Origin of the sequence: Siminovitchia jepli (assembly GCF_047228825.1) — a bacterium.
In the GTDB taxonomy this organism is placed as follows: Bacteria; Bacillota; Bacilli; order Bacillales; family Bacillaceae_C; genus Siminovitchia.
Window position 1 is genome coordinate 1 of sequence record NZ_JBFEGN010000027.1, and the last position, 19,248, is coordinate 19,248.

Sequence of the window (19,248 nt, forward strand, 5' to 3'; positions counted from 1 at the left end):
CATTGCGATTTGTCGCAATGGAATCGTGACCCTTTAGGGTCCCGGAACCTCCCCATTTCAATGGGGAGAGGTTTCAGACGGTCCTGACCGGTATACGGAAGCGGGATTGCCGCCAGGCCGTCCATCCTGTAAAATCTTTGTCCCATTCTCACAACTACCAGTAAATAAATTTATAATTTCGCATAAGATAGAATAATTAAAGATGATTGTACACGGATTTAAGGTACACATGTTTAATTAAAAATTTAAAGGGGGGCGTCGTAACCATGTCAAACTCGAAGTCTCACCAGTTTGCTGTTTCAAAAGAAGATTGGTCCCTCCATCGGAAAGGTTATGATGATCAACAGCGCCATCAAGAAAAGGTACAGGAAGCGATCCGCAATAATTTGCCTGACCTGATTACCGAGGAAAGTATCATTATGTCCGATGGCCGCGATGTTGTAAAAATTCCCATCAGATCTTTGGATGAGTATAAAATTCGCTATAACTACGATAAAAACAAACATGTCGGCCAAGGAGACGGAGACAGTCAAGTTGGTGACGTTGTTGCAAGAGATGGAGGATCCAAAAAACCCGGTCCGGGAAAAGGGCACGGGGCAGGCGACCAGGCCGGGGAAGATTATTATGAAGCGGAAGTCTCCATGTTGGATTTGGAAGAAGCATTGTTCAAGGAGCTTGAGCTTCCCAATTTGCAGCGCAAAGAACAAGATGCCAACAAAGTGACGAATATCGAATATAACGATGTGCGCAAAACGGGATTAATGGGAAATATTGATAAAAAAAGAACGATGATGACAGCCTTTAAACGCAACGCGATCAAAGGGGAACCGGGTTTTTATCCCATATATCCGGAAGACTTAAAATTCCGGACGTGGAATGAAGTCGAAAAACCGGAATCCAATGCGGTGGTTATTGCAATGATGGACACAAGTGGTTCCATGGGTATTTGGGAAAAGTATATGGCACGCAGCTTTTTCTTCTGGATGACCCGATTTTTGCGGACGAAATATGAAAAGGTCTCTATTGAATTTATCGCCCACCATACGGAAGCAAAAGTAGTTTCCGAAGAAGACTTTTTTTCCAAAGGAGAGAGCGGCGGCACGATCTGTTCGTCCGTATACCGGAAAGCACTGGAAGTGATCTCGGAAAAATATGATCCCGAGCGCTACAATATTTATCCATTCCATTTTTCCGATGGCGACAATTTGACATCGGACAACGCAAGATGTGTAAAGCTTGTGCATGAGCTGATGGAAAAGTCAAACATTTTCGGGTACGGTGAAGTAAACCAGTATCAGCGTAATTCCACCTTAATGTCCGCCTATAAAAATATTAAAAATGAAAAATTTTATTATTATATTTTGAAGCAAAAGGCGGACGTATACAACGCAATGAAAAGCTTTTTCAGAAAGAAGCCGGAAAACAGCTATATATAAAACAAGAAAAAAACTGACGTGTTCTTTCCTTGGGAGTAAAGAAAGCAACTTGCCAAGAAAATTTTTCTTCAGAAGAAGTTTTTCCGTGTCTGGCTCGACGGTCAGGACGCCGCTGCTTGAGAACTGTCTTTCATCGCCGTGTTTCCTTTATCTGATTGCAGAGTGCTCCAGTTTGTACGTCGCTAAACGGGCGCTTGCGCTTTTCTTTCCGGATTGGTCCAAATTTGTGGTTTAACAATAAAAAACAAGCGAGGAAACAGGATTGTTTCCTCCTTTTTCTTTCAATGCATTTTTTAGTTGACAGCGGAGGAAATAAAAAGTATCCTTAAAATAAACAATATAACGACATTTTACGTTAATGGCATAAATTTGTTATACAGAACTTGGTAAACGCTTACAATCTTTAGGGTCCGGCAAGCGTTAAGCCCCATTTTGCCACAGGAGGAGGAATAGCTATGGACAGCGGGAAAACAGATGGTTTTTACGAAGTATATGAGGTTTTTAGCAAGAGAAGCCATAAAGGGGATTTTCAACATCAATTCAGCTTGTTGGCCCCGAATCCCGACATGGCCTTTATCATGGCCCAGGAAAATTTCATGCGCAGGGAGCCCGTCGTGGATATATGGGTGGTAAAGCGCTCGGACATCCGAAGGATGAAGCCGGAGGAGAGGGAAATGGTTCAAAGGATTGACAACAAAGACTACCGGCTGACGAAAGGGTATGGCTATTTGAGAAAAAAATGGCGCCAATACGAGCAAAAAATGCTCGATGAAAAAGAAATCATGTCATGGGGCGAAGATCGCCCCAAGTAGGAAAAGCGCCAGCGATTATTATTTTTCCATGTATATTTGTTAAAAAAGGCTTTGTCCTTTAATCAATAAGCAGACAATGGAAAGGGGATATGAAAATGTTTAAAATGATTGCACTGTTCAAAAAACCCGAAAATCCGGAGGAATTTGACCAATACTACTTTGGCACACACTTGCCCCTGACGGAAAAAATTCCCGGGCTGCGAAAAATCAATGTGACAAAATTTACCGGATCGCCAATGGGGGAAAGCCCGTATTATTTAATGTGTGAAATGTATTATGATAATAAAGAAGCTTTTAAAGAGGCGTCCAAAACCGAGGAATCGAAAGCTTCCGGAAAGGATGTCATGAAATTCGCCGGCAACATTGTAACATTCATGTTTGGTGAGGAAGTAAATGAGTGACTATCAATATATTATAACGGAAGAAGAAGGCCCGGTCGGAATTGTGTGGCTCAACCGCCCAAAAGTATTGAACGCCCTGAACCGGGCGATGGTCCGGGAAATTTTGCAGGCCTTTGAAGCATACGGCCAAGATGACCGGATCAGGGTCATCTTGATTGCGGGGAAAGGAAAAGCATTTGCAGCCGGGGCCGATATTGATGAAATGGCGGAAGAAGATTCGGTCTCATTGGAATTGCTAAACCAGTTTGCGGATTGGGACCGCATTGGGCAGATTAAAAAGCCGATCATTGGATCGGTTCATGGCTATTGCCTTGGCGGCGGCTTTGAGCTCGCACTGCTATGCGACTTGCTTTTTGCCGCAAATGATGCCAAATTTGCGTTTCCGGAAATAAACCTGGCGGTCATGCCCGGTGCCGGAGGCACGCAAAGGCTGACCAAATTGCTCGGAAAGACAAAAGCGCTCGAATGGATTTGGAGCGGGGACATGATAAGCGCGGAGGAAGCTTTTTCTTCCGGAATCGTCAATAAGCTGTATCCTGCTGAAGCCATATTTGAAGAAGCGCTGAAATTTGCCAAAAAACTGGCTGAAAAGCCTCCCCTCGCTGTTCGATTGATCAAAGAAGCCGTCAACAAAGCAGTGGATTATCCACTGCAGGAAGGCATGTATTTTGAACGGAAAAACTTCTATCTGCTATTTTCCTCCCAAGATCAAAAAGAGGGCATGAAAGCGTTTATGGAAAAAAGAAAACCCGATTTTAAAGGGTATTAATGGAGGTTGCCATGTTTGAAACCATTATGTATGAGGTCCGGAAATCCGCTGCATGGATTACATTAAACCGTCCGGACAAATTGAATTCCTTCAATGCCAAGATGCACGCCGAATTACTGAACGCCCTTGAAAAAGCGGATCAGGATGAACATGTTCGGGTAATCGTCATTACAGGAGCAGGCCGTGCTTTCAGCGCGGGACAAGATTTGGGGGAAGCTGATGACTCCATCGATTACGGTGAACTGCTCACGAACCGGTACAACCCGATTATCATGAAAATGGCCGAAAGCCAAAAACCGATTGTTGCTGCAGTAAACGGGACGGCAGCGGGAGCCGGTTTCAGCCTGGCGCTGGCGGCAGATTTCCGGCTTGTATCGGAAAAGGCCAGTTTTTTAAACGCTTTTGTTCATATCGGGCTCGTTCCGGATTCCGGAAATACCTACTATTTACCGCGCATGATCGGTCATGCAAAGGCGCTTGAACTTATGGCCCTCGGGGAAAAAGTAAGTGCCGAACAAGCAGATCAACTGGGACTTGTCACCAAGCTGATTACAGAGGATCGTTGGACCCATGAAGTATTGGAATTTCTGGATAAACTTGCGGCCATGCCGACAAGGGCCATTGCCATGATTAAAAGCAATGTGCTGAAATCATGGAACGCAACACTTGAAGAGATGCTGGACTTGGAGGCAGAAACACAGCGGCTGGCCGGCCAATCGAAAGACCATCAAGAAGGTGTAAAGGCATTCATGGAAAAACGGACACCTGTTTTTCAAGGGAAATAAAGAAAAAAACGGAGACTTTATTATTCTTTTAACGAAAAAATTCCATCGTACACTAATCTCCCAAACTTATTGACTATCGACCATAACCAGTGTACGATTACGATAATTATTGCCGTTTACATACAGTAAAAACAGGCGATAAAAAATTAAAAAGGGGGAACAAAAATGAATGTGAAATGGAAAAAAGGTTTAATGGCCCTGTTTGGCAGCTCTGTCCTCGTTTTGGCGGCGTGCGGAAATAACACTGCTGCTCCAGAGAAAGAAGAAGATAATAACGAACCTGCCCAGCAGCAGGAGGAAGAAAAAACATATAAAATCGGCGTCACGCAATTCGTTGACCATCCATCCCTGAATGCTGCTTACGACGGTTTTAAGAAAGCGTTGGAGGATTCAGGGTTGAAAGTGGAATATGACGAACAAAATGCACAGGGAGATCAAAACAACACCTCGACCATTGCTACGAATCTCGTCAATGCCGGCGTTGACTTGATTTTCGCCAACGCAACACCAAGTGCGCAATCCGTAGCCAGCGCCACGAAAGATATCCCAATCGTTTTCACATCTGTTACGGATGCAGTCGGGGCAGAATTGGTCGAGTCAATGGAAAAGCCTGGCGGAAATGTCACTGGAACAATTGATACCCATCCGGATGCCATTCCGAATTCAGTCAAGTTCCTTAGTGAAGAGCTTGGAGCCAAAAAGGTGGGAATGGTGTATAACGCCGGGGAACAAAACTCGGTCGCTCAAATCAATACAGTAAAAGACACCATTAAAAAAGAAAAACTGGATTTGAACATTGTTGAAGCACCTGTATCAACTTCTGCCGAAGTAAAGCAGGCAACAGAGTCACTGATCGGCAAAGTTGACTCCATCTATATTATTACGGACAACACAGTTGTGTCCGCATTGGAGTCCGTGATTTCCGTTGCCAATGACAACAAGCTTCCATTAATGGTGGGAGAATTGGATTCATTGAAAAAAGGCGGTTTTGCCGCTTATGGATTTGAATATTATGACATCGGTTATGAAGCAGGGGAAATGGCAGTGAAAATTCTAAAAGGCGAGGCAAAACCAGCCGAAATGCCGGTACAAGCCCCGCAAAACTTAATGCTTATGGTCAACAAGAAGACGGCAGATACAATTGAAAAGGAAATTAAAGACGAATGGGAAGCTGAAGTTTACGAAGGCGAATAATATAGATAGGAGATGATTCTAAAATGTTTGCAGCAATGTTTGGCTCCGTAGAGCAAGGAATCATCTATGCAATCATGGCACTTGGAGTGTATCTCTCTTTCCGGGTGCTGGACTTCCCGGATCTGACGGTTGATGGCAGTTTTGTAACAGGCGCGTCCGTTGCCGCCACGATGATTATCTTCGGATACCATCCGGCGGCAGCGACGGCTGTTGCCTTGGTCGTTGGATTTTTGGCTGGCTGTGTCACGGGACTATTGCATACGAAAGGAAAAATAAACCCCCTGTTATCCGGTATTTTAATGATGATTGCACTTTATTCGATCAATTTGCGGATTATGGGTTTAACTTCCGAAAACTCGGTCGGACGCCCGAATATACCTTTATTAAATTCTGAAACGATTTTCACTAAATTTCATGCATTCTGGGGCAACCTTGGAATCGATGCCGCGATGAACAATATGCTGGCATCCATGGGAGTCAAGTATTTCCCATCCACTTGGGGGACACTTATCCTGATGGTGATCGTAACCATGATCATCAAATTGATTGCCGACTGGTTTCTTCAAACCGAGGTGGGTCTTGCCATTCGTGCTACCGGTGACAACAAGCGGATGATTCGCAGCTTCTCCGCCAATACGGATTCGCTGGTCATCCTCGGGCTTGGTATTTCCAACGCACTTGTGGCATTCTCCGGAGCCTTGATTGCCCAATATGGGAAATTCTCCGATATTGGCATGGGGATCGGGATGATCATCATCGGGCTTGCATCTGTCATTATTGGAGAAGCGATTTTTGGTACGAAAACAATTGTCAGAACAACGATGGCCGTTGTGTTTGGGGCCATTATTTACAGAATAGTTCTTGGATTGGCACTGAGGATCAAACTGCTTGATACCGGGGACATGAAATTAATTACGGCAGTCATCGTCATTGCCGCACTTGTTATGCCTCAAATGATCGAAAAGAGAAAAACAAACAGGAGAAAGGTCAAATGGCATGCCGAGCGCATGGCGGCTTTGGAATCGGCCGGAAAAGAGGAGGTAGAAACCGTTGCTGAAGCTCGAACAGATTAGCAAAACCTTCAATGAAGGAACACCTGACGAAAAAATAGCCCTGGACCGGGTAACCCTGGAAATGAAAAAAGGTGATTTCGTCACAGTGATCGGCAGTAACGGTGCGGGGAAATCCACATTAATGAATATGATTTCCGGAGTATTGACTCCAGATGTCGGGACAGTGGAAATTGATTCCAAAAAAGTAACGAAACTGCCGGAATACAAAAGATCGCGATTTATTGGAAGGGTATTCCAGGACCCAATGGCCGGAACCGCACCGACGATGACGATTGAAGAAAACCTGGCCATGGCTTATTCGCGCAATAAAAAACGCGGTTTAAGAAGAGGGGTCGACAAGAAAAGAAAAGACTTTTTCAGAACGGCGCTTGAAAGGCTCCATTTAAATTTGGAAAACCGATTAAACGCAAAAGTCGGATTGTTGTCTGGGGGAGAACGGCAGGCTTTATCTTTGTTAATGGCGACCTTTACACAGCCTTCCATTCTCCTGCTGGATGAGCATACAGCGGCACTGGATCCGGCAAGGGCCGAACTTATCACGAACCTGACAAAGGAGCTTGTGGAAAAGGACCGCTTGACGACACTCATGGTTACGCACAATATGCAGCAGGCGCTCGATCTTGGCAACCGTCTGATTATGATGGATAAAGGCCAAATTATCTTGGAGGTCAATGAGAAAGAGAAAAAAGAACTAACAATTGAAAAGCTGCTTGCCGAATTCCAGCGCATCCGCGGAGAGCAATTTGCAAGTGACAAAGCGCTATTATCGAGTTAGGAGATATTTGCGTTTCATGATTTTAATAAAAAGGGAGGCTTCTTTACGATGTTCTCTCGTTTTTATTTTTCCATATTTTAAAAATAACTTGACGGTCATTCGCGGCAAAAAGGCGGATAACTGTCAATCAAATGAATCAGCCGAACGAATTCCTCGTTTGTGGAACAAAAGAGATTGGCAGAAAAGGGGAGAACCATATGGATTTTTTTGAACAAATCCACGAGCATCAGCAAGTGGTTGTTTGCAATGATCCAAACACGGGACTGAAAGCCATCATCGCCATCCATGATACGACGCTCGGTCCGGCAATCGGCGGCTGCAGAATGTATCCATACCGTTCTTTTGAAGATGCCCTGGATGATGTTCTGCGCCTGTCCAAAGGAATGACGTACAAATGTGCTGCTGCCGACGTAGATTTTGGGGGCGGGAAATCGGTCATGATTGGTGATCCTGCCAGGGACAAATCGCCGGAACTATTCCGCTCTTTCGGAAGATTTGTAGAATCATTGAACGGACGTTTTTACACAGGAACGGACATGGGCACAACCCCGGGTGATTTTGTTCATGCAATGAAAGAAACAAACTGCATTGTCGGCCTTCCAAAGGAATACGGGGGTGGCGGAGATTCATCTGTCCCAACTTCCCTTGGTGTCATTTACGGCATCCAGGCCACCAACCAGTTTGTAAGCGGTTCCAAAAACTTGGGCAATCAAACATACGCTGTGCAGGGTCTTGGAAAAGTGGGATTAAAGGTGGCAGAGCGGCTGCTTGAAGAAGGTGCCAATCTGTACGTGACCGAACCGAACGAGCAACCCGTTGCCAAATTGGTGGAGTATGGCCAGAAGATTGGCAACCATTCGATTCAAGTGGTCCCATCAAACGACATATACGGAGTTGAAGCCGATGTTTTCGTGCCATGTGCCATCGGCGGCGTACTGAACGATGAGACGATCGGAATGTTAAAGGTAAAAGCCGTTGTCGGTTCAGCGAACAACCAGTTGAAAGAAGAGCATCATTGCGCTGCATTGCAAGAAAAGGGAATCGTTTATGCCCCTGATTATATCGTGAATGCAGGCGGGTTGATTCAAGTGGCAGACGAACTGTACGGAGCCAATCAAGAACGGGTGCTGCAAAAAACGAACGCAATTTACGATGCCCTGATGGAAATATTTATCGTTTCTGAAAATGACAGCGTTTCCACGGTGGAAGCAGCAAACAGATTTTGCGAGCAAAAATTGGCAGCAAGAAAAGCCGGAAATAGTTTCTTCTCTCGCAAAGTTCCGCCCAAATGGCAAATCAAACATTAAAAATCCGTGTCATCATCTAAGGAGGAGAAGCATGGAGAACTTTAAAAAAATTGTTTATTTGGAAGGCAACGGCAAACTGGTCAATGAAGAAATAAGCGGGCAATTGACCGACGAATTTGTTCGGAAAATATACAGGCGGCTCATCTTAATGAGAACGTTTGACAGAAAGGCCATTAATTTGCAGAGGCAGGGAAGACTGGGGACGTATGCGCCGTTTGAGGGACAGGAAGCGGCTCAGGTAGGCAGTGCCCTGGCGCTTCAAAAAGATGATTGGATATTCCCGACATACCGCGATCATGCAGCAACGATGACTTTTGGCCTTCCTATTCCAACCGTTTTCTTATATTGGAATGGGAGGGTCGAAGGCTGTGTCCCGCCGCCCGGGAAAAAAATCTTTCCCCCGGCTGTACCGCTCGCAACCCAGATTCCCCATGCCGTGGGGGCTGCGATGGCTGAACAATACAAAGGGACGAAAAACGCAGCCATCGTTTACTTTGGAGACGGCTCCACATCAGAAGGGGATTTTCATGAAGGAATGAATTTTGCGAGCATCTTTAAGGCTCCGGTCGTATTTTTTAACCAAAACAACCAGTATGCCATTTCTGTCCCTATTGAAAGGCAAATGAACTCCCGAACAATTGCCCAAAAGGCAGTGGCTTACGACATTCCCGGCATCCGGCTTGATGGCAACGATGTATTTGCCGTTTATTTTGAGACAAAAAAGGCGTTGGAGCGTGCGCGCAATGGAGACGGCCCTACATTGATCGAGGCTGTTACATGGCGCTACGGTGCGCACACGACAGCGGATGACCCGGGCAAATACCGTGACCAATCATTAAGTGAAATGAAGAGGGAAGAAGGCGATCCGATTTTGCGCCTGGAAAGATACATGAAAAAAGTTGACATGTGGGATGAACAGTGGGCAGCACGTGTGAAAGACGAGGCGGAAGAACAGGTTGAAAAAGCAGTCAAGGACATGGAAGCCTACCCTGCCCCCGACGTGAATGATTTATTTGATCACGTGTTTGAGGAAAATCCATGGACCATCCAGGAGCAGAAAAACAAATACTTTGACTATTTGCGAGGTGTTACTTCATGAATGTATCGGCACCGGCTACCCAAAAATTAACGTTGGTTCAAGCGGTCACTGACGGGCTTCGCACGATGATGAGGGAGCGCGACGAGATGATCATTATGGGTGAAGACATCGGAGTAAATGGCGGAGTGTTTCGGGCAACGGACGGTTTGATGGAGGAATTTGGGGAACAGCGCGTCATCGATACGCCCATTAGTGAATCAGGGATTGTCGGCACCGCAATCGGAATGGCGGTAAACGGCCTTCTTCCGGTGGTGGAAATGCAATTTCTCGGGTTCATCTATCCCGCATTTGAACAAATTATGACCCATGCTACACGGATTCGGATGCGGACGAACGGCCATTTTACTGTGCCGCTCGTGATCAGGGCTCCTTACGGAGCGGGTATCCGTGCCCCTGAAATCCATTCTGACAGTGTAGAAGCGCTGTTTTCGCATATGCCCGGCATTAAAGTCGTCTGTCCGGCCACTCCATATGACGCTAAAGGCTTGCTCATTGCGAGCATCGAGGATCCGGATCCAGTTTTGTTTCTCGAATCAATGAGATCTTATCGGGCATTTAGAGAAGATGTCCCTGTTGAAAAGTATACGGTTGAAATCGGAAAGGGAAAAAGAGTCATGGAAGGAGACGATGTAACGGTCATTGCCTGGGGAGCGATGGTCCCGGTGGCGGTTCAAGCGGCTGAAAACATGAAAGACCAAGGTGTTCATTGTGACGTACTTGATTTAAGAACGTTATATCCGCTTGACAAAGATATGATCGCCGAATCTGTCCAAAAAACAGGCAGTGCCGTGATCGTCCATGAGGCACAGGCCACGAACGGTCTTGGTACAGAGATTATTGCCCTTATTCAGGACACATCATTTTTATACTTGAAAGCCCCGATCGAGAGAGTTACCGGCTTTGATGTCCCTGTTCCTTTTTACGCCTTGGAACAGCATTATTTGCCTACCGTGGAGCGCGTAATGAAAGCGATTGAAAAAACAGTCAATTTTTAAAAAAAGATTGTATCTTGATATCCGGGTGCTGAGCCAGATACAGAAAGCTTCTTTTAAAGAAAAATTTTCTTAGCAAGTTTATCTTTCTTTACTGGTAAAAAAAGCCTGATTTTAAAGCGATCAGGCTTTCAGTTGTAGAGAATCAAGGTGTTTTCACTCTCTTTGTTCGCAAAGCAGCAGATACGGAATACTCGGAAACTTTTCCCTCTATATCAAAACCTTAATGCGGCAGGAATGCCAACTGGCAGAAAAACAGGACAGCAAATATGTATACGAGCGGATGGACATCCCGCCATTTTCCGTTCACCATTTTTAAGATCGGGTAGGAAATAAATCCGAGAGCGATGCCTGTTGCAATGCTGGAAGTAAGCGGCATGCTCAATATTATTAAAAAGGCGGGAAAACCTTCATCAATTTTTGACCAGTTGATATTCGAAATAGCCCCCATCATCATGCTGCCGACGATGATCAGTGCCGGAGCAGTAATCGCAGACAGTCCGGAAACGGCGCTTACGAGCGGGCCGAAAAAAGCGGCAATGATAAAAAGAACCGAAACGGTTAAAGTTGTCAAACCTGTACGGCCGCCTGCAGCAACACCGGAAGAAGACTCGATATAGGCACTTGTCGGGCTTGTACCGAACATGGCCCCAATGGTTGTGGCCACCGAGTCGGCCAAAAGCGCCTGCCGTGCCCTTGGCAGCGTACCCTCCTTCATCAAACCGGCTTGCTGGGCAACGCCGATCATGGTACCTGTCGTATCAAAAATCGTTACAAGCAGAAAGGAAAATACAACAGCAAAAAGAAAATGCTCCGCTACTTCACTGAATGCGGTTAATGGATTAGCAATCAGGATGCCTTCAGGAAGCGAGGGCATTTGGACAAAGCCGTGGTCAAATTGAAGCTGGCCCGTAAAAAATGCTGTCATAGCCGTGATAATCATTCCAATAAACAGGGCCCCGTGCACATTTAGTACTAGTAAAACGAGTGTGACGATAAGCCCCAAAAGTGCAAGCAGGACATGAGGGGAGTGAAGATCCCCCAAGGCGACAAGGTTGGTGGGATGCGCGACAATAATGCCTGTCAGCCTCATCCCGATAAAAGCAATGAAAAGTCCGATTCCCGCAGTTATACCATTTTTCAGGTTTGTGGGTATGGCTTCGATCAATACTTTGCGAAAAGGTGTCAGGGATAAAATGATAAATATGGTGCCTGCAACAAACACAGCGGCAAACGCCGTTGTGTAAGATATGTTGTGTGTTCCGACAACGGAATAGGCAAAATAGGCATTCAACCCCATTCCGGGAGCAATCGCGATCGGGTAATTGGCCGCCAGCGCCATCCAAAGGGTTCCCGCGACGGTCGCGATGATGGTTGCCGTAAACACCTGATCAAAGGGCACCCCGGCATCTTTTAATATGATCGGGTTGACGACAATAATATACACCATCGTCAAAAAAGTGGTCATTCCTGCAATGATTTCTGTTCTTGCAGTTGTTTGATTTTCCTTGAGCTTAAACATGACAGACCTCCGGCATCAAGCATTCTTTACATCACTATATTTAACAAATAATAAAAGAGAGCAGCCAGTAAAATGGTAATTGGCAATGTAATAAACCAGGTAATGATCATCGTTTTTGCCGTATCCCATTTTACGCCCCGTACCCGGTGTGAAGCTCCGACACCAAGAATGGAGGAGGAGATGACATGTGTCGTACTTACGGGTAAATGAATATAAGTAGCGCCAAAAATAATCAAGGCGGAACTTAAATCGGCTGCAACCCCGTTAACCGGCCGGATTTTCATGATTTTACCGCCGACTGTTTTAATGATTTTCCAGCCGCCGATAGAAGTTCCGAGCCCCATCGCTGTTGCACAGGATAATTGCACCCAAAAAGGGATATCGAACGTTGTATGATAATGGTTGGCGATGAGCGCCATTGTGATGATCCCCATCGCTTTTTGGGCGTCGTTCATGCCATGGGTATATGCCTGCAAAGAAGCGGTTGCGATTTGAAAATAACGGAAGCGCTTGTTCGTTTTCGCCAAGTTTAAATTTTTAAAGCTGATTTTAAAAATGGTATAAATAATGAACCCAATGATAAAAGCGATGATCGGCGAAAAAATGAGTGCTTCGAGAATTTTGACAAAACCTTTATAATGCAATGATTCCACACCTGCAGAGGCAATGGCCGCCCCCGCGATCGATCCGATCAGCGCATGGGAGGAACTGCTGGGTATCCCGTAATACCATGTAATCAAATTCCATGAAATGGCCGACAGCAATGAGGCCATAATAACGATGGATCCGTTTTGGAGCTCAAATGGATTGACAATATCCTTTGTAATTGTTTGGGCGACACCGGTAAATGTCATAGCCCCAAGAAAATTCATCAAAGCAGCAAGTACAATCGCTATACGGGGCCTCAGCGCTTTCGTGGAGACCGCCGTGGCAATCGCATTGGCCGTATCGTGAAAACCGTTAATAAAGTCGAATGCAAGGGCACCGATAACGATTAATAAAGTGATCAAAAATACTGAATCTAGACCCATGATTAAAGACTCCCTTAAGCGTTTTTCATAACAATGCTTTCAAGCGTGTTTGCGACAGCCTGGCAGTTGTCCGCGATTTCTTCCATATGTTCGTATACTTCTTTATATTTGATAAGTCGGATCGGATCGGTTTCCACGGCAAAAAGATGAGTCATGGCTTCCCTGTGAACCTCGTCGCACGTTGACTCATAATCCTTGATTTTGATCGCAAGCGGACGGATTTCCGGTAATTTTTTCGTAAAAATCAACGGGATGGATTTTTCAATTTCAATGGCACAATTACGAATGGCATCCACAAATTGATACATAAACTCGTCAGCTTTTACAATTGCATACATTTCAAAAAGGCCGGCCGTATGTTCCATTCCGTCGAGCACATCGTCCATGCTCATGGAAAGCGCCCAAATATCCTCACGCTCGATGGGCGTAATGAAAGAATTGTTCAATTCGGTAATGACCTGGTGTACGAGTGAATCGCCCATGTTTTCGTATTCTTTCATTTTATCGGCGAAAATTTTCGTATCTTCTTTGTTTCCCAGCTTGTAATCGGCAAAATAGTCGGCGCTTTCCTTTAAGTTACCCGCTATTTTCTCCAGTAATGCTGCAAACTTGTCTTTTTTCCGATTAAAGACCATAATGGAGCCCCCTTAAACAAGGTTAAAATATCAAACGACTTTATTTTAGCTCATATGAGAGAAAGTTGAAAGTTTCTGTCGAAATAAATTATGTGAACAAATTGTTAGCACTATTTAATGGAACCATATACAATGAAGAAAATGAAAGAAAGGGTGATCTCAGTGGTTCAACATTTACAGAGTGAAAAAACGTTGCATAATGGGGTCAAAATGCCATATATCGGCCTTGGTGTTTACTTGATGAAGGAGAAAGAAGAAGCGGCCGAAGCCATTACATATGCATTACAGTACGGATACAGGTCGATCGATACGGCAAAAATTTATCAAAATGAAGATGTTGTCGGCGAAGCCGTAAGGGATTCGGGCATTCCGAGGGAGGAACTGTTTATCACGACGAAGGTATGGAACACGGATCAAGGCTATGACAACACATTGAAAGCATTTGAAGAAAGCTTGAATCAATTACAGATGGACTATGTGGATTTATATTTGATTCACTGGGCCGTAAAAGATCAATATTTGGACACGTGGCGTGCGCTGGAAAGGTTATATGATGAAAAGCTTGTCCGGGCGATCGGTGTTTGCAATTTCCAAATTCATCATTTGGAGGACTTGGCCGCCCACAGCAATGAAAAGCCTGTCATAAATCAAATTGAACTGCATCCGCGACTGACTCAAGAGCCGCTTCGGGAATATTGCCAGGGGCAGGAAATTGCGGTAGAAGCATGGTCGCCGCTTGCCCGCGCTCGCTTGCTTGAAGAGCCTTCACTCGTTGCGCTTGGCGAGAAATACGGAAAAAGCAGCGCACAAATTATTTTGCGCTGGCATTTGCAAAACGGAAATATTATCATTCCGAAGTCCGTCAATAAAAATCGGATCCGTGAAAATGCAGAGATTTTTGATTTTGAACTCTCAATGAAGGATATGAGTGATATAAACGGATTGAACATGGATGAAAGGTACGGTCCTCATCCGGATCATTTTCAATTTGATTAACGGGCGCAGGTAAAAGCCCGTTTTACCTTACTTTCCCAACTGTTTGAGGCCTTGTTCTTATGTTATTCTAATGATGGAGAACAATCAAAGCATAAGGCAGGTTTACGGGATATGAAGGTTGTGTTTGCGGCTACAAAAGAACAGAAGGAAACCATAAACAGCTTGATCGACGATTTTTATTCTTCCATTTTCCCTTCTTATTTTAAGGACGACGACATTTACTCGTTTTTTGAGTTGAACATCATGCGAATTCCTTCTTTTGAAGACTGGCCCAACAGCGCAGAGGATGCATTGAACGTGATTGCGGCACTGCAAGTCATGAAATCATTATTGGAAATGAACAACATTTCCCGGCAAAATGCCCATTTGGAAGCCATTTTTTATAAAAACAAGCAGATTTTGGAAAAATATGGCGTGTCTTTTCCGTTTACATATTCCCAGTACACCCGGCAAAAACAGCCCAGCCATTCTTTGAGCATTTTTAAGACTGCATACAATGATTTTTTGATCTAAGAAAAGCTCCCTTTTGGGAGCTTTTTGCAATGTCTGTAACGGTTACTTTTTAACATGTTCATCAAACCATGCTTCAAAATCTTCTTTCGGATGGGCCCCGACGATGCGTGCTTCTTCCTTCCCGTCTTTGAAATGCATGAGAGTCGGAGTATATTTTATTTTATATTTTTCGTATCCATTTTCAAACTCGAGCAAATTATATTGAAGAACTTCAATATTCTTTCCTTTTGCAAGGGGCGATACAATCGGTGTCGTTTCCATGCAATGCGGGCATGTCGGACTGAAAAAATAAACGGTGACATCTTCCTTGTTTCGCAATTTTTTGTCCAGCTCATCCGGCAAGATGATGTTTTGGTACAGCGGATCGTCAAGCAGGTCCACGGTTGCGGGGTGCAGATCCTCTTTTTTATAAATGTTTCCTTCAGACGCTTTTTCCTGCTGCATTTTTGTTATGACAGCGATCGCGGCAAATAATCCAATAATGATTACTAAAAATATGATTAACTTTTTCATCTTTCATTCTCCTTTAATTGTTTCAATAAAAGTAAACTGACGGAAAATATGAGCGTGAATGCAATAAATGCCAAAAAAGGAATCGTAATAAAACCCGCCCAGTTAATGTACTGCCCGGAACACGGAACCCGGCCGCAAGCAGGGGAGTTGGCGGTGAAAAAAGGCACTTTTTGGATCAGATAATGGTAAAGGGATAAAAGCAGGCCCATTCCGGAAAGTACAGCCGTGTAGAATGCCGCTTTGTAATCTTTTTTGACCAGGGCCAGTCCGAGCAAAATCGTTTGCGGGTACATAAGAATTCTTTGGTACCAGCAAAGTTCGCACGGTTCATATTGCTTGATTTCGGAAAAATATAAACTCCCGAGCGTCGCAATGACGGATACGGCCCATGCAAAAAAAAGCATATTTTCCTTCTGGTCTTTTTTCTTCATGCATATCACTGCCTTTAAAAAGGTTTATGTATCCCTTTGATTATAGTGGAAAAAGGCGGACAAAGTAAATGAACAAAGATCGTTTAACAAGGTTGCGGGATAAACATCCGGTTGTAATCTCAGCTGCAAAAAACCGGCTGCTCACAGCAGCCGGTCGCTCAAACGAGAATTACCGGGTCATTTTCAAATATGCTTTTTTCTTCCGTAACGGAAACGGCATGCTCTAAATAACGAAGCAGTGAAAACAACTGGCGCTCAATCTGGGTATAATCCCGTGAAAAATAGTACGCGTGCAAAAAGCGTTCTATTCTCTTCGACAGCATATGATCTTTTGTACGAACCATTAAAACGATCAGATTGTCCCATTCCGATCGGTGCGTATAGTAAAGGGCACGATCATAGTCCATGTGGTTTCCTCCTTTTTAGGAGTTGCATTTATTATATGCGCAGCATGGGGATAATAAAGGTGTAAAACTTGACATGACGGGATTTGAGCAACTGCCAGATCATTCATGGATCATTCTCCGTTTTGGCGGGTAAAATAATTTGTTGGTGCAGGCTGATGTAATTCATGATATCCCCTTGCCTTTCATACATTGTGGATAAAGGGAGGGAATATCCATGAGTACGGATGCGAAAGCGTTGGAATATGCGATAAGTGAAATTACCGAAATTGCCAGCGGATTTGGCCTCGACTTTTATCCGATGCGTTACGAAATATGCCCGGCTGACATTATTTATACGTTTGGAGCTTACGGAATGCCGACTCGTTTTTCCCACTGGAGCTTTGGAAAGCAATTTTTCAAAATGAAATTGCATTATGACTTTGGTTTAAGCAAAATATATGAACTCGTGATCAATTCGAATCCTTGTTATGCATTTCTCCTTGATTCCAACTCGCTTATACAAAACAAATTGATCGTGGCCCATGTTCTCGCCCATTGCGACTTTTTCAAGAACAATGTCCGGTTTAAAAATACGAAGCGGGATATGGTGGAAAGCATGGCGGCTACAGCCGGGAGAATCAGGCAGTATGAAATTGAATACGGAAAAAAAGAGGTAGAGGAATTTTTGGATGCAGTGCTCTCGATTGAAGAGCATATTGACCCGTCCTTGATGTGGCCTATGCTGGATTGGGAGATGGATGAGGAGGAATGGGAGGAGGATGTTCCTCCGGTAACGGAATACGATGATTTGTGGAGCTTGGATGAAGGGAAAAAGGAGAAACCGACGGGGAAAAAAAGGAAAAAAAAGTTTCCTCCCCGTCCGGAAAAAGATATTGTGCTTTTCATTGAACAATATAGCCGGGAACTTTCCGACTGGCAGCGGGACATCATGACGATGGTTCGGGAAGAAATGCTGTATTTCTGGCCGCAGCTCGAAACCAAAATCATGAACGAAGGCTGGGCATCTTACTGGCACCAGAGGATCATCCGGGAGCTGGATTTGACAAGCGATGAGGCGGTTGAATTTGCCAAACTGAATGCGGGGGTCATTCAGCCGTCAAGGACAAGTATTAACCCTTATTATTTGGGCTTGAAAATTTTTGAGGATATCGAAGAAAGATGGAATAATCCGGATGAAGAAATGATAAAACAAGGAATCAAGCCTGATTCGGGAAGGGAAAAGATGTTTGAAGTCCGCGAATTGGAATCCGATATATCCTTTTTAAGAAATTACTTAACGAAAGAACTTGTACTGCGGGAAGATATGTATTTGTTTCAAAAGCAAGGAAGGGACTATAAAATAGTTGACAAGGAATGGACCGAGGTTCGCGACCAGCTCGTCAATATGAGAGTAAACGGCGGCTTTCCTTACATCACCGTCAATGACGGCGACTATATGAAGAACGGGGAACTTTATTTGAAACATTCCTATGAAGGGGTCGAACTGGATCTGAAATATCTTGAAAAAGTGATGCCTTATATTTATCAACTATGGGGTAGGACTGTTCACATGGAGAGCGTAGTGGAAAACCGGCCGATGCTATTCAGCTATGACGGAAGGAACGTACAACGAAAATTTTTATAGCCGGGAGCATGCCTGAAGGTGTGCTCCCAGTTTATGTTTTAAGTACCTGGTATGAAGGAATGAATAAATAATGGGACTTTCTCATAGGCAGAAAAATTCAAGGAGGGCTTTTATGTTTTTAGACAGCTATGTAAATCAAAAAATCCAAATCCGATTTAAAAATTTGCCTGAATCTTTATCAGGCCCCATCACAGGGATCTATTATCCGGATAAGTGGTGTGTTGCCAAACTCGTGTATGTTGAATCAATGGGGATTTGGGTTGAAAACCCCTGCTATGAGCATACGAAAGTGCAGGAAGAAGACGGGTCAGCCGTCCCAAGTGAAGAGCAGATACAGGAAAAATGTCCGACAAATGTGTTGATAAAATGGGAGTATATCGAGTCCGTTATTGCGTTTCCGCAAAGAAATCCAGAGGGAGCCGGCAAAGAAACGCAACTGATCGGTTTCCATTCTTAATCCGTATACCCGGAAGCCCTGTATGTTTTCCAGGCCGTTTGTAACGAGGCGTATGTGCCGACAGCGGCATTTCCATAAAAAAAGCCCATGAAAACAGCTCCCCAAAAATTAAAACGGTGGGCGATGAAAAGGGAAAAAATCAATCCGAGTATGGTGGCAATTGTGGGAATGAAAACCCGGGGTATCGGAAATAAAAGCTTGATCACTTGGGTTGCTGCAAGAACCGCGGGAACGGCGATCACCGCATCCCAAAAATTTGTATGAACGACGGGAAAATGCTCCATCATCAATCCTCCCCTGACTTTATAACATTATCATGCCCAAAAAATCGTAAAAATAAGAAAGAAGCGCCTTAAATAATAGACGCTTCTTTTTTATAAGGACTGTAAAAAGGATTGTTGGGCAAATACGTAGAATTAATTAAGAAATAGTGGATGGGCGGTTTGTGTTGAGATATTGGCAATTTTGCCGCATGC

The 19,248-nt window shown here is 44.4% G+C and carries 22 protein-coding genes; 15 read left to right on the forward strand and 7 right to left on the reverse strand.

Translation table 11 applies throughout. From position 1 onward, the window contains the following. Positions 1-266: 266 nt before the first annotated feature. The 11 genes from yhbH (at position 267) to AB1L08_RS10935 (ending at position 10,646) form a co-directional block, all read left to right on the forward strand. Entirely contained in the window at positions 267-1,436 is a 1,170-nt protein-coding gene (gene yhbH, locus AB1L08_RS10885) for a sporulation protein YhbH (protein ID WP_413064677.1), read from the forward strand. Between the two features lie 455 nt (positions 1,437-1,891). Next, positions 1,892-2,248 (forward strand): 1,2-phenylacetyl-CoA epoxidase subunit PaaB, encoded by a 357-nt coding sequence (paaB, locus tag AB1L08_RS10890; protein ID WP_413064678.1) that lies wholly within the window; start codon positions 1,892-1,894, stop codon positions 2,246-2,248. Positions 2,249-2,343: 95 nt separating this feature from the next. Then, positions 2,344-2,649: an EthD family reductase gene (locus AB1L08_RS10895; RefSeq protein WP_413064679.1), complete on the forward strand. Its 306-nt coding sequence runs from the start codon at positions 2,344-2,346 to the stop codon at positions 2,647-2,649. After that, positions 2,642-3,418 (forward strand): enoyl-CoA hydratase-related protein, encoded by a 777-nt coding sequence (locus AB1L08_RS10900; protein ID WP_413064680.1) that lies wholly within the window; start codon positions 2,642-2,644, stop codon positions 3,416-3,418. The genes AB1L08_RS10895 and AB1L08_RS10900 overlap by 8 nt, the downstream gene beginning before the upstream one ends. A gap of 11 nt (positions 3,419-3,429) precedes the next feature. Next, positions 3,430-4,203 (forward strand): enoyl-CoA hydratase-related protein, encoded by a 774-nt coding sequence (locus tag AB1L08_RS10905; RefSeq protein WP_413064681.1) that lies wholly within the window; start codon positions 3,430-3,432, stop codon positions 4,201-4,203. 165 nt (positions 4,204-4,368) lie between these two features. Next, positions 4,369-5,397, forward strand: a complete 1,029-nt coding sequence (locus AB1L08_RS10910) for an ABC transporter substrate-binding protein (protein WP_413064682.1) — start codon at positions 4,369-4,371, stop codon at positions 5,395-5,397. 23 nt (positions 5,398-5,420) lie between these two features. Beyond that, complete coding sequence (locus AB1L08_RS10915) at positions 5,421-6,470, forward strand: ABC transporter permease (protein ID WP_413064683.1); 1,050 nt, start codon at positions 5,421-5,423, stop codon at positions 6,468-6,470. Then, positions 6,448-7,245: an ABC transporter ATP-binding protein gene (locus tag AB1L08_RS10920; RefSeq protein WP_413064684.1), complete on the forward strand. Its 798-nt coding sequence runs from the start codon at positions 6,448-6,450 to the stop codon at positions 7,243-7,245. Before AB1L08_RS10915 ends, AB1L08_RS10920 begins: the two co-directional genes overlap by 23 nt. 197 nt (positions 7,246-7,442) lie before the next feature. Continuing rightward, a complete protein-coding gene (locus AB1L08_RS10925) occupies positions 7,443-8,552 on the forward strand; it encodes a Leu/Phe/Val dehydrogenase (RefSeq protein WP_413064685.1) in 1,110 nt (369 codons plus the stop codon). Positions 8,553-8,583: 31 nt separating this feature from the next. Continuing rightward, positions 8,584-9,651: a pyruvate dehydrogenase (acetyl-transferring) E1 component subunit alpha gene (gene pdhA, locus AB1L08_RS10930; RefSeq protein WP_413064686.1), complete on the forward strand. Its 1,068-nt coding sequence runs from the start codon at positions 8,584-8,586 to the stop codon at positions 9,649-9,651. Continuing rightward, on the forward strand, positions 9,648-10,646 hold the full coding sequence (locus AB1L08_RS10935) for an alpha-ketoacid dehydrogenase subunit beta (RefSeq protein WP_413064687.1): 999 nt from the start codon (positions 9,648-9,650) through the stop codon (positions 10,644-10,646). Before pdhA ends, AB1L08_RS10935 begins: the two co-directional genes overlap by 4 nt. A 220-nt stretch (positions 10,647-10,866) precedes the next feature. Here the strand turns inward: AB1L08_RS10935 and AB1L08_RS10940 are convergent, their stop codons facing one another. The 3 genes from AB1L08_RS10940 to AB1L08_RS10950 are packed head-to-tail and all read right to left on the reverse strand — an operon-like array spanning position 10,867 to position 13,831. After that, positions 10,867-12,165, reverse strand: a complete 1,299-nt coding sequence (locus AB1L08_RS10940; RefSeq protein WP_413064688.1) for an NCS2 family permease — start codon at positions 12,163-12,165, stop codon at positions 10,867-10,869. A 26-nt stretch (positions 12,166-12,191) separates the two neighbouring features. Then, on the reverse strand, positions 12,192-13,196 hold the full coding sequence (locus AB1L08_RS10945; RefSeq protein ID WP_413064689.1) for an inorganic phosphate transporter: 1,005 nt from the start codon (positions 13,194-13,196) through the stop codon (positions 12,192-12,194). A 14-nt stretch (positions 13,197-13,210) separates the two neighbouring features. Beyond that, complete coding sequence (locus AB1L08_RS10950; RefSeq protein WP_413064690.1) at positions 13,211-13,831, reverse strand: DUF47 domain-containing protein; 621 nt, start codon at positions 13,829-13,831, stop codon at positions 13,211-13,213. Positions 13,832-13,963: 132 nt separating this feature from the next. On the opposite strand from AB1L08_RS10950, the gene AB1L08_RS10955 reads away from it, so the two are divergent. Both AB1L08_RS10955 and AB1L08_RS10960 read left to right on the forward strand, forming a co-directional pair. Further along, a complete protein-coding gene (locus AB1L08_RS10955) occupies positions 13,964-14,827 on the forward strand; it encodes an aldo/keto reductase (RefSeq protein WP_413064691.1) in 864 nt (287 codons plus the stop codon). Between the two features lie 111 nt (positions 14,828-14,938). Then, positions 14,939-15,340 (forward strand): DUF5365 family protein, encoded by a 402-nt coding sequence (locus AB1L08_RS10960; RefSeq protein ID WP_413064692.1) that lies wholly within the window; start codon positions 14,939-14,941, stop codon positions 15,338-15,340. A gap of 42 nt (positions 15,341-15,382) precedes the next feature. Here the strand turns inward: AB1L08_RS10960 and AB1L08_RS10965 are convergent, their stop codons facing one another. From AB1L08_RS10965 to AB1L08_RS10975, 3 genes are all read right to left on the reverse strand, one after another. Then, positions 15,383-15,853, reverse strand: coding sequence for a thioredoxin family protein (locus AB1L08_RS10965; protein ID WP_413064693.1), 471 nt, complete (start codon positions 15,851-15,853; stop codon positions 15,383-15,385). Then, the gene (locus tag AB1L08_RS10970; protein WP_413064694.1) at positions 15,850-16,284 is read right to left on the reverse strand and encodes a disulfide oxidoreductase; all 435 of its coding nucleotides are present in this window, start codon (positions 16,282-16,284) and stop codon (positions 15,850-15,852) included. Before AB1L08_RS10970 ends, AB1L08_RS10965 begins: the two co-directional genes overlap by 4 nt. 158 nt (positions 16,285-16,442) lie before the next feature. Beyond that, a complete protein-coding gene (locus tag AB1L08_RS10975; RefSeq protein WP_413064695.1) occupies positions 16,443-16,691 on the reverse strand; it encodes a YhdB family protein in 249 nt (82 codons plus the stop codon). A 214-nt stretch (positions 16,692-16,905) separates the two neighbouring features. Between AB1L08_RS10975 and AB1L08_RS10980 the strand changes: the two genes are divergently transcribed. Beyond that, positions 16,906-18,315 (forward strand): SpoVR family protein, encoded by a 1,410-nt coding sequence (locus AB1L08_RS10980; RefSeq protein WP_413064696.1) that lies wholly within the window; start codon positions 16,906-16,908, stop codon positions 18,313-18,315. Between the two features lie 112 nt (positions 18,316-18,427). Then, a complete protein-coding gene (locus AB1L08_RS10985) occupies positions 18,428-18,772 on the forward strand; it encodes a hypothetical protein (RefSeq protein ID WP_413064697.1) in 345 nt (114 codons plus the stop codon). On the opposite strand, the gene AB1L08_RS10990 is transcribed toward AB1L08_RS10985, so the two are convergent. Continuing rightward, a complete protein-coding gene (locus AB1L08_RS10990) occupies positions 18,769-19,056 on the reverse strand; it encodes a hypothetical protein (RefSeq protein ID WP_413064698.1) in 288 nt (95 codons plus the stop codon). The two genes, AB1L08_RS10985 and AB1L08_RS10990, sit on opposite strands and share 4 nt — an antisense overlap. Positions 19,057-19,248: the final 192 nt, after the last annotated feature.

Excerpts from the sequence above, each read along its gene's own strand:
- AB1L08_RS10935 (WP_413064687.1), top strand. The coding sequence starts at position 9,648 with ATGAATGTATCGGCACCGGCTACCCAAAAATTAACGTTGGTTCAAGCG.
- yhbH (WP_413064677.1), top strand. The coding sequence starts at position 267 with ATGTCAAACTCGAAGTCTCACCAGTTTGCTGTTTCAAAAGAAGATTGG.
- AB1L08_RS10955 (WP_413064691.1), top strand. The coding sequence starts at position 13,964 with ATGAAGAAAATGAAAGAAAGGGTGATCTCAGTGGTTCAACATTTACAG.
- AB1L08_RS10990 (WP_413064698.1), bottom strand. The coding sequence starts at position 19,056 with ATGGAGCATTTTCCCGTCGTTCATACAAATTTTTGGGATGCGGTGATC.
- AB1L08_RS10965 (WP_413064693.1), bottom strand. The coding sequence starts at position 15,853 with ATGAAAAAGTTAATCATATTTTTAGTAATCATTATTGGATTATTTGCC.
- paaB (WP_413064678.1), top strand. The coding sequence starts at position 1,892 with ATGGACAGCGGGAAAACAGATGGTTTTTACGAAGTATATGAGGTTTTT.
- AB1L08_RS10905 (WP_413064681.1), top strand. The coding sequence starts at position 3,430 with ATGTTTGAAACCATTATGTATGAGGTCCGGAAATCCGCTGCATGGATT.
- AB1L08_RS10980 (WP_413064696.1), top strand. The coding sequence starts at position 16,906 with ATGAGTACGGATGCGAAAGCGTTGGAATATGCGATAAGTGAAATTACC.
- AB1L08_RS10900 (WP_413064680.1), top strand. The coding sequence starts at position 2,642 with ATGAGTGACTATCAATATATTATAACGGAAGAAGAAGGCCCGGTCGGA.
- AB1L08_RS10895 (WP_413064679.1), top strand. The coding sequence starts at position 2,344 with ATGTTTAAAATGATTGCACTGTTCAAAAAACCCGAAAATCCGGAGGAA.
- AB1L08_RS10910 (WP_413064682.1), top strand. The coding sequence starts at position 4,369 with ATGAATGTGAAATGGAAAAAAGGTTTAATGGCCCTGTTTGGCAGCTCT.
- AB1L08_RS10945 (WP_413064689.1), bottom strand. The coding sequence starts at position 13,196 with ATGGGTCTAGATTCAGTATTTTTGATCACTTTATTAATCGTTATCGGT.
- AB1L08_RS10950 (WP_413064690.1), bottom strand. The coding sequence starts at position 13,831 with ATGGTCTTTAATCGGAAAAAAGACAAGTTTGCAGCATTACTGGAGAAA.
- AB1L08_RS10960 (WP_413064692.1), top strand. The coding sequence starts at position 14,939 with ATGAAGGTTGTGTTTGCGGCTACAAAAGAACAGAAGGAAACCATAAAC.
- pdhA (WP_413064686.1), top strand. The coding sequence starts at position 8,584 with ATGGAGAACTTTAAAAAAATTGTTTATTTGGAAGGCAACGGCAAACTG.
- AB1L08_RS10975 (WP_413064695.1), bottom strand. The coding sequence starts at position 16,691 with ATGGACTATGATCGTGCCCTTTACTATACGCACCGATCGGAATGGGAC.
- AB1L08_RS10915 (WP_413064683.1), top strand. The coding sequence starts at position 5,421 with ATGTTTGCAGCAATGTTTGGCTCCGTAGAGCAAGGAATCATCTATGCA.
- AB1L08_RS10925 (WP_413064685.1), top strand. The coding sequence starts at position 7,443 with ATGGATTTTTTTGAACAAATCCACGAGCATCAGCAAGTGGTTGTTTGC.
- AB1L08_RS10940 (WP_413064688.1), bottom strand. The coding sequence starts at position 12,165 with ATGTTTAAGCTCAAGGAAAATCAAACAACTGCAAGAACAGAAATCATT.
- AB1L08_RS10970 (WP_413064694.1), bottom strand. The coding sequence starts at position 16,284 with ATGAAGAAAAAAGACCAGAAGGAAAATATGCTTTTTTTTGCATGGGCC.
- AB1L08_RS10985 (WP_413064697.1), top strand. The coding sequence starts at position 18,428 with ATGTTTTTAGACAGCTATGTAAATCAAAAAATCCAAATCCGATTTAAA.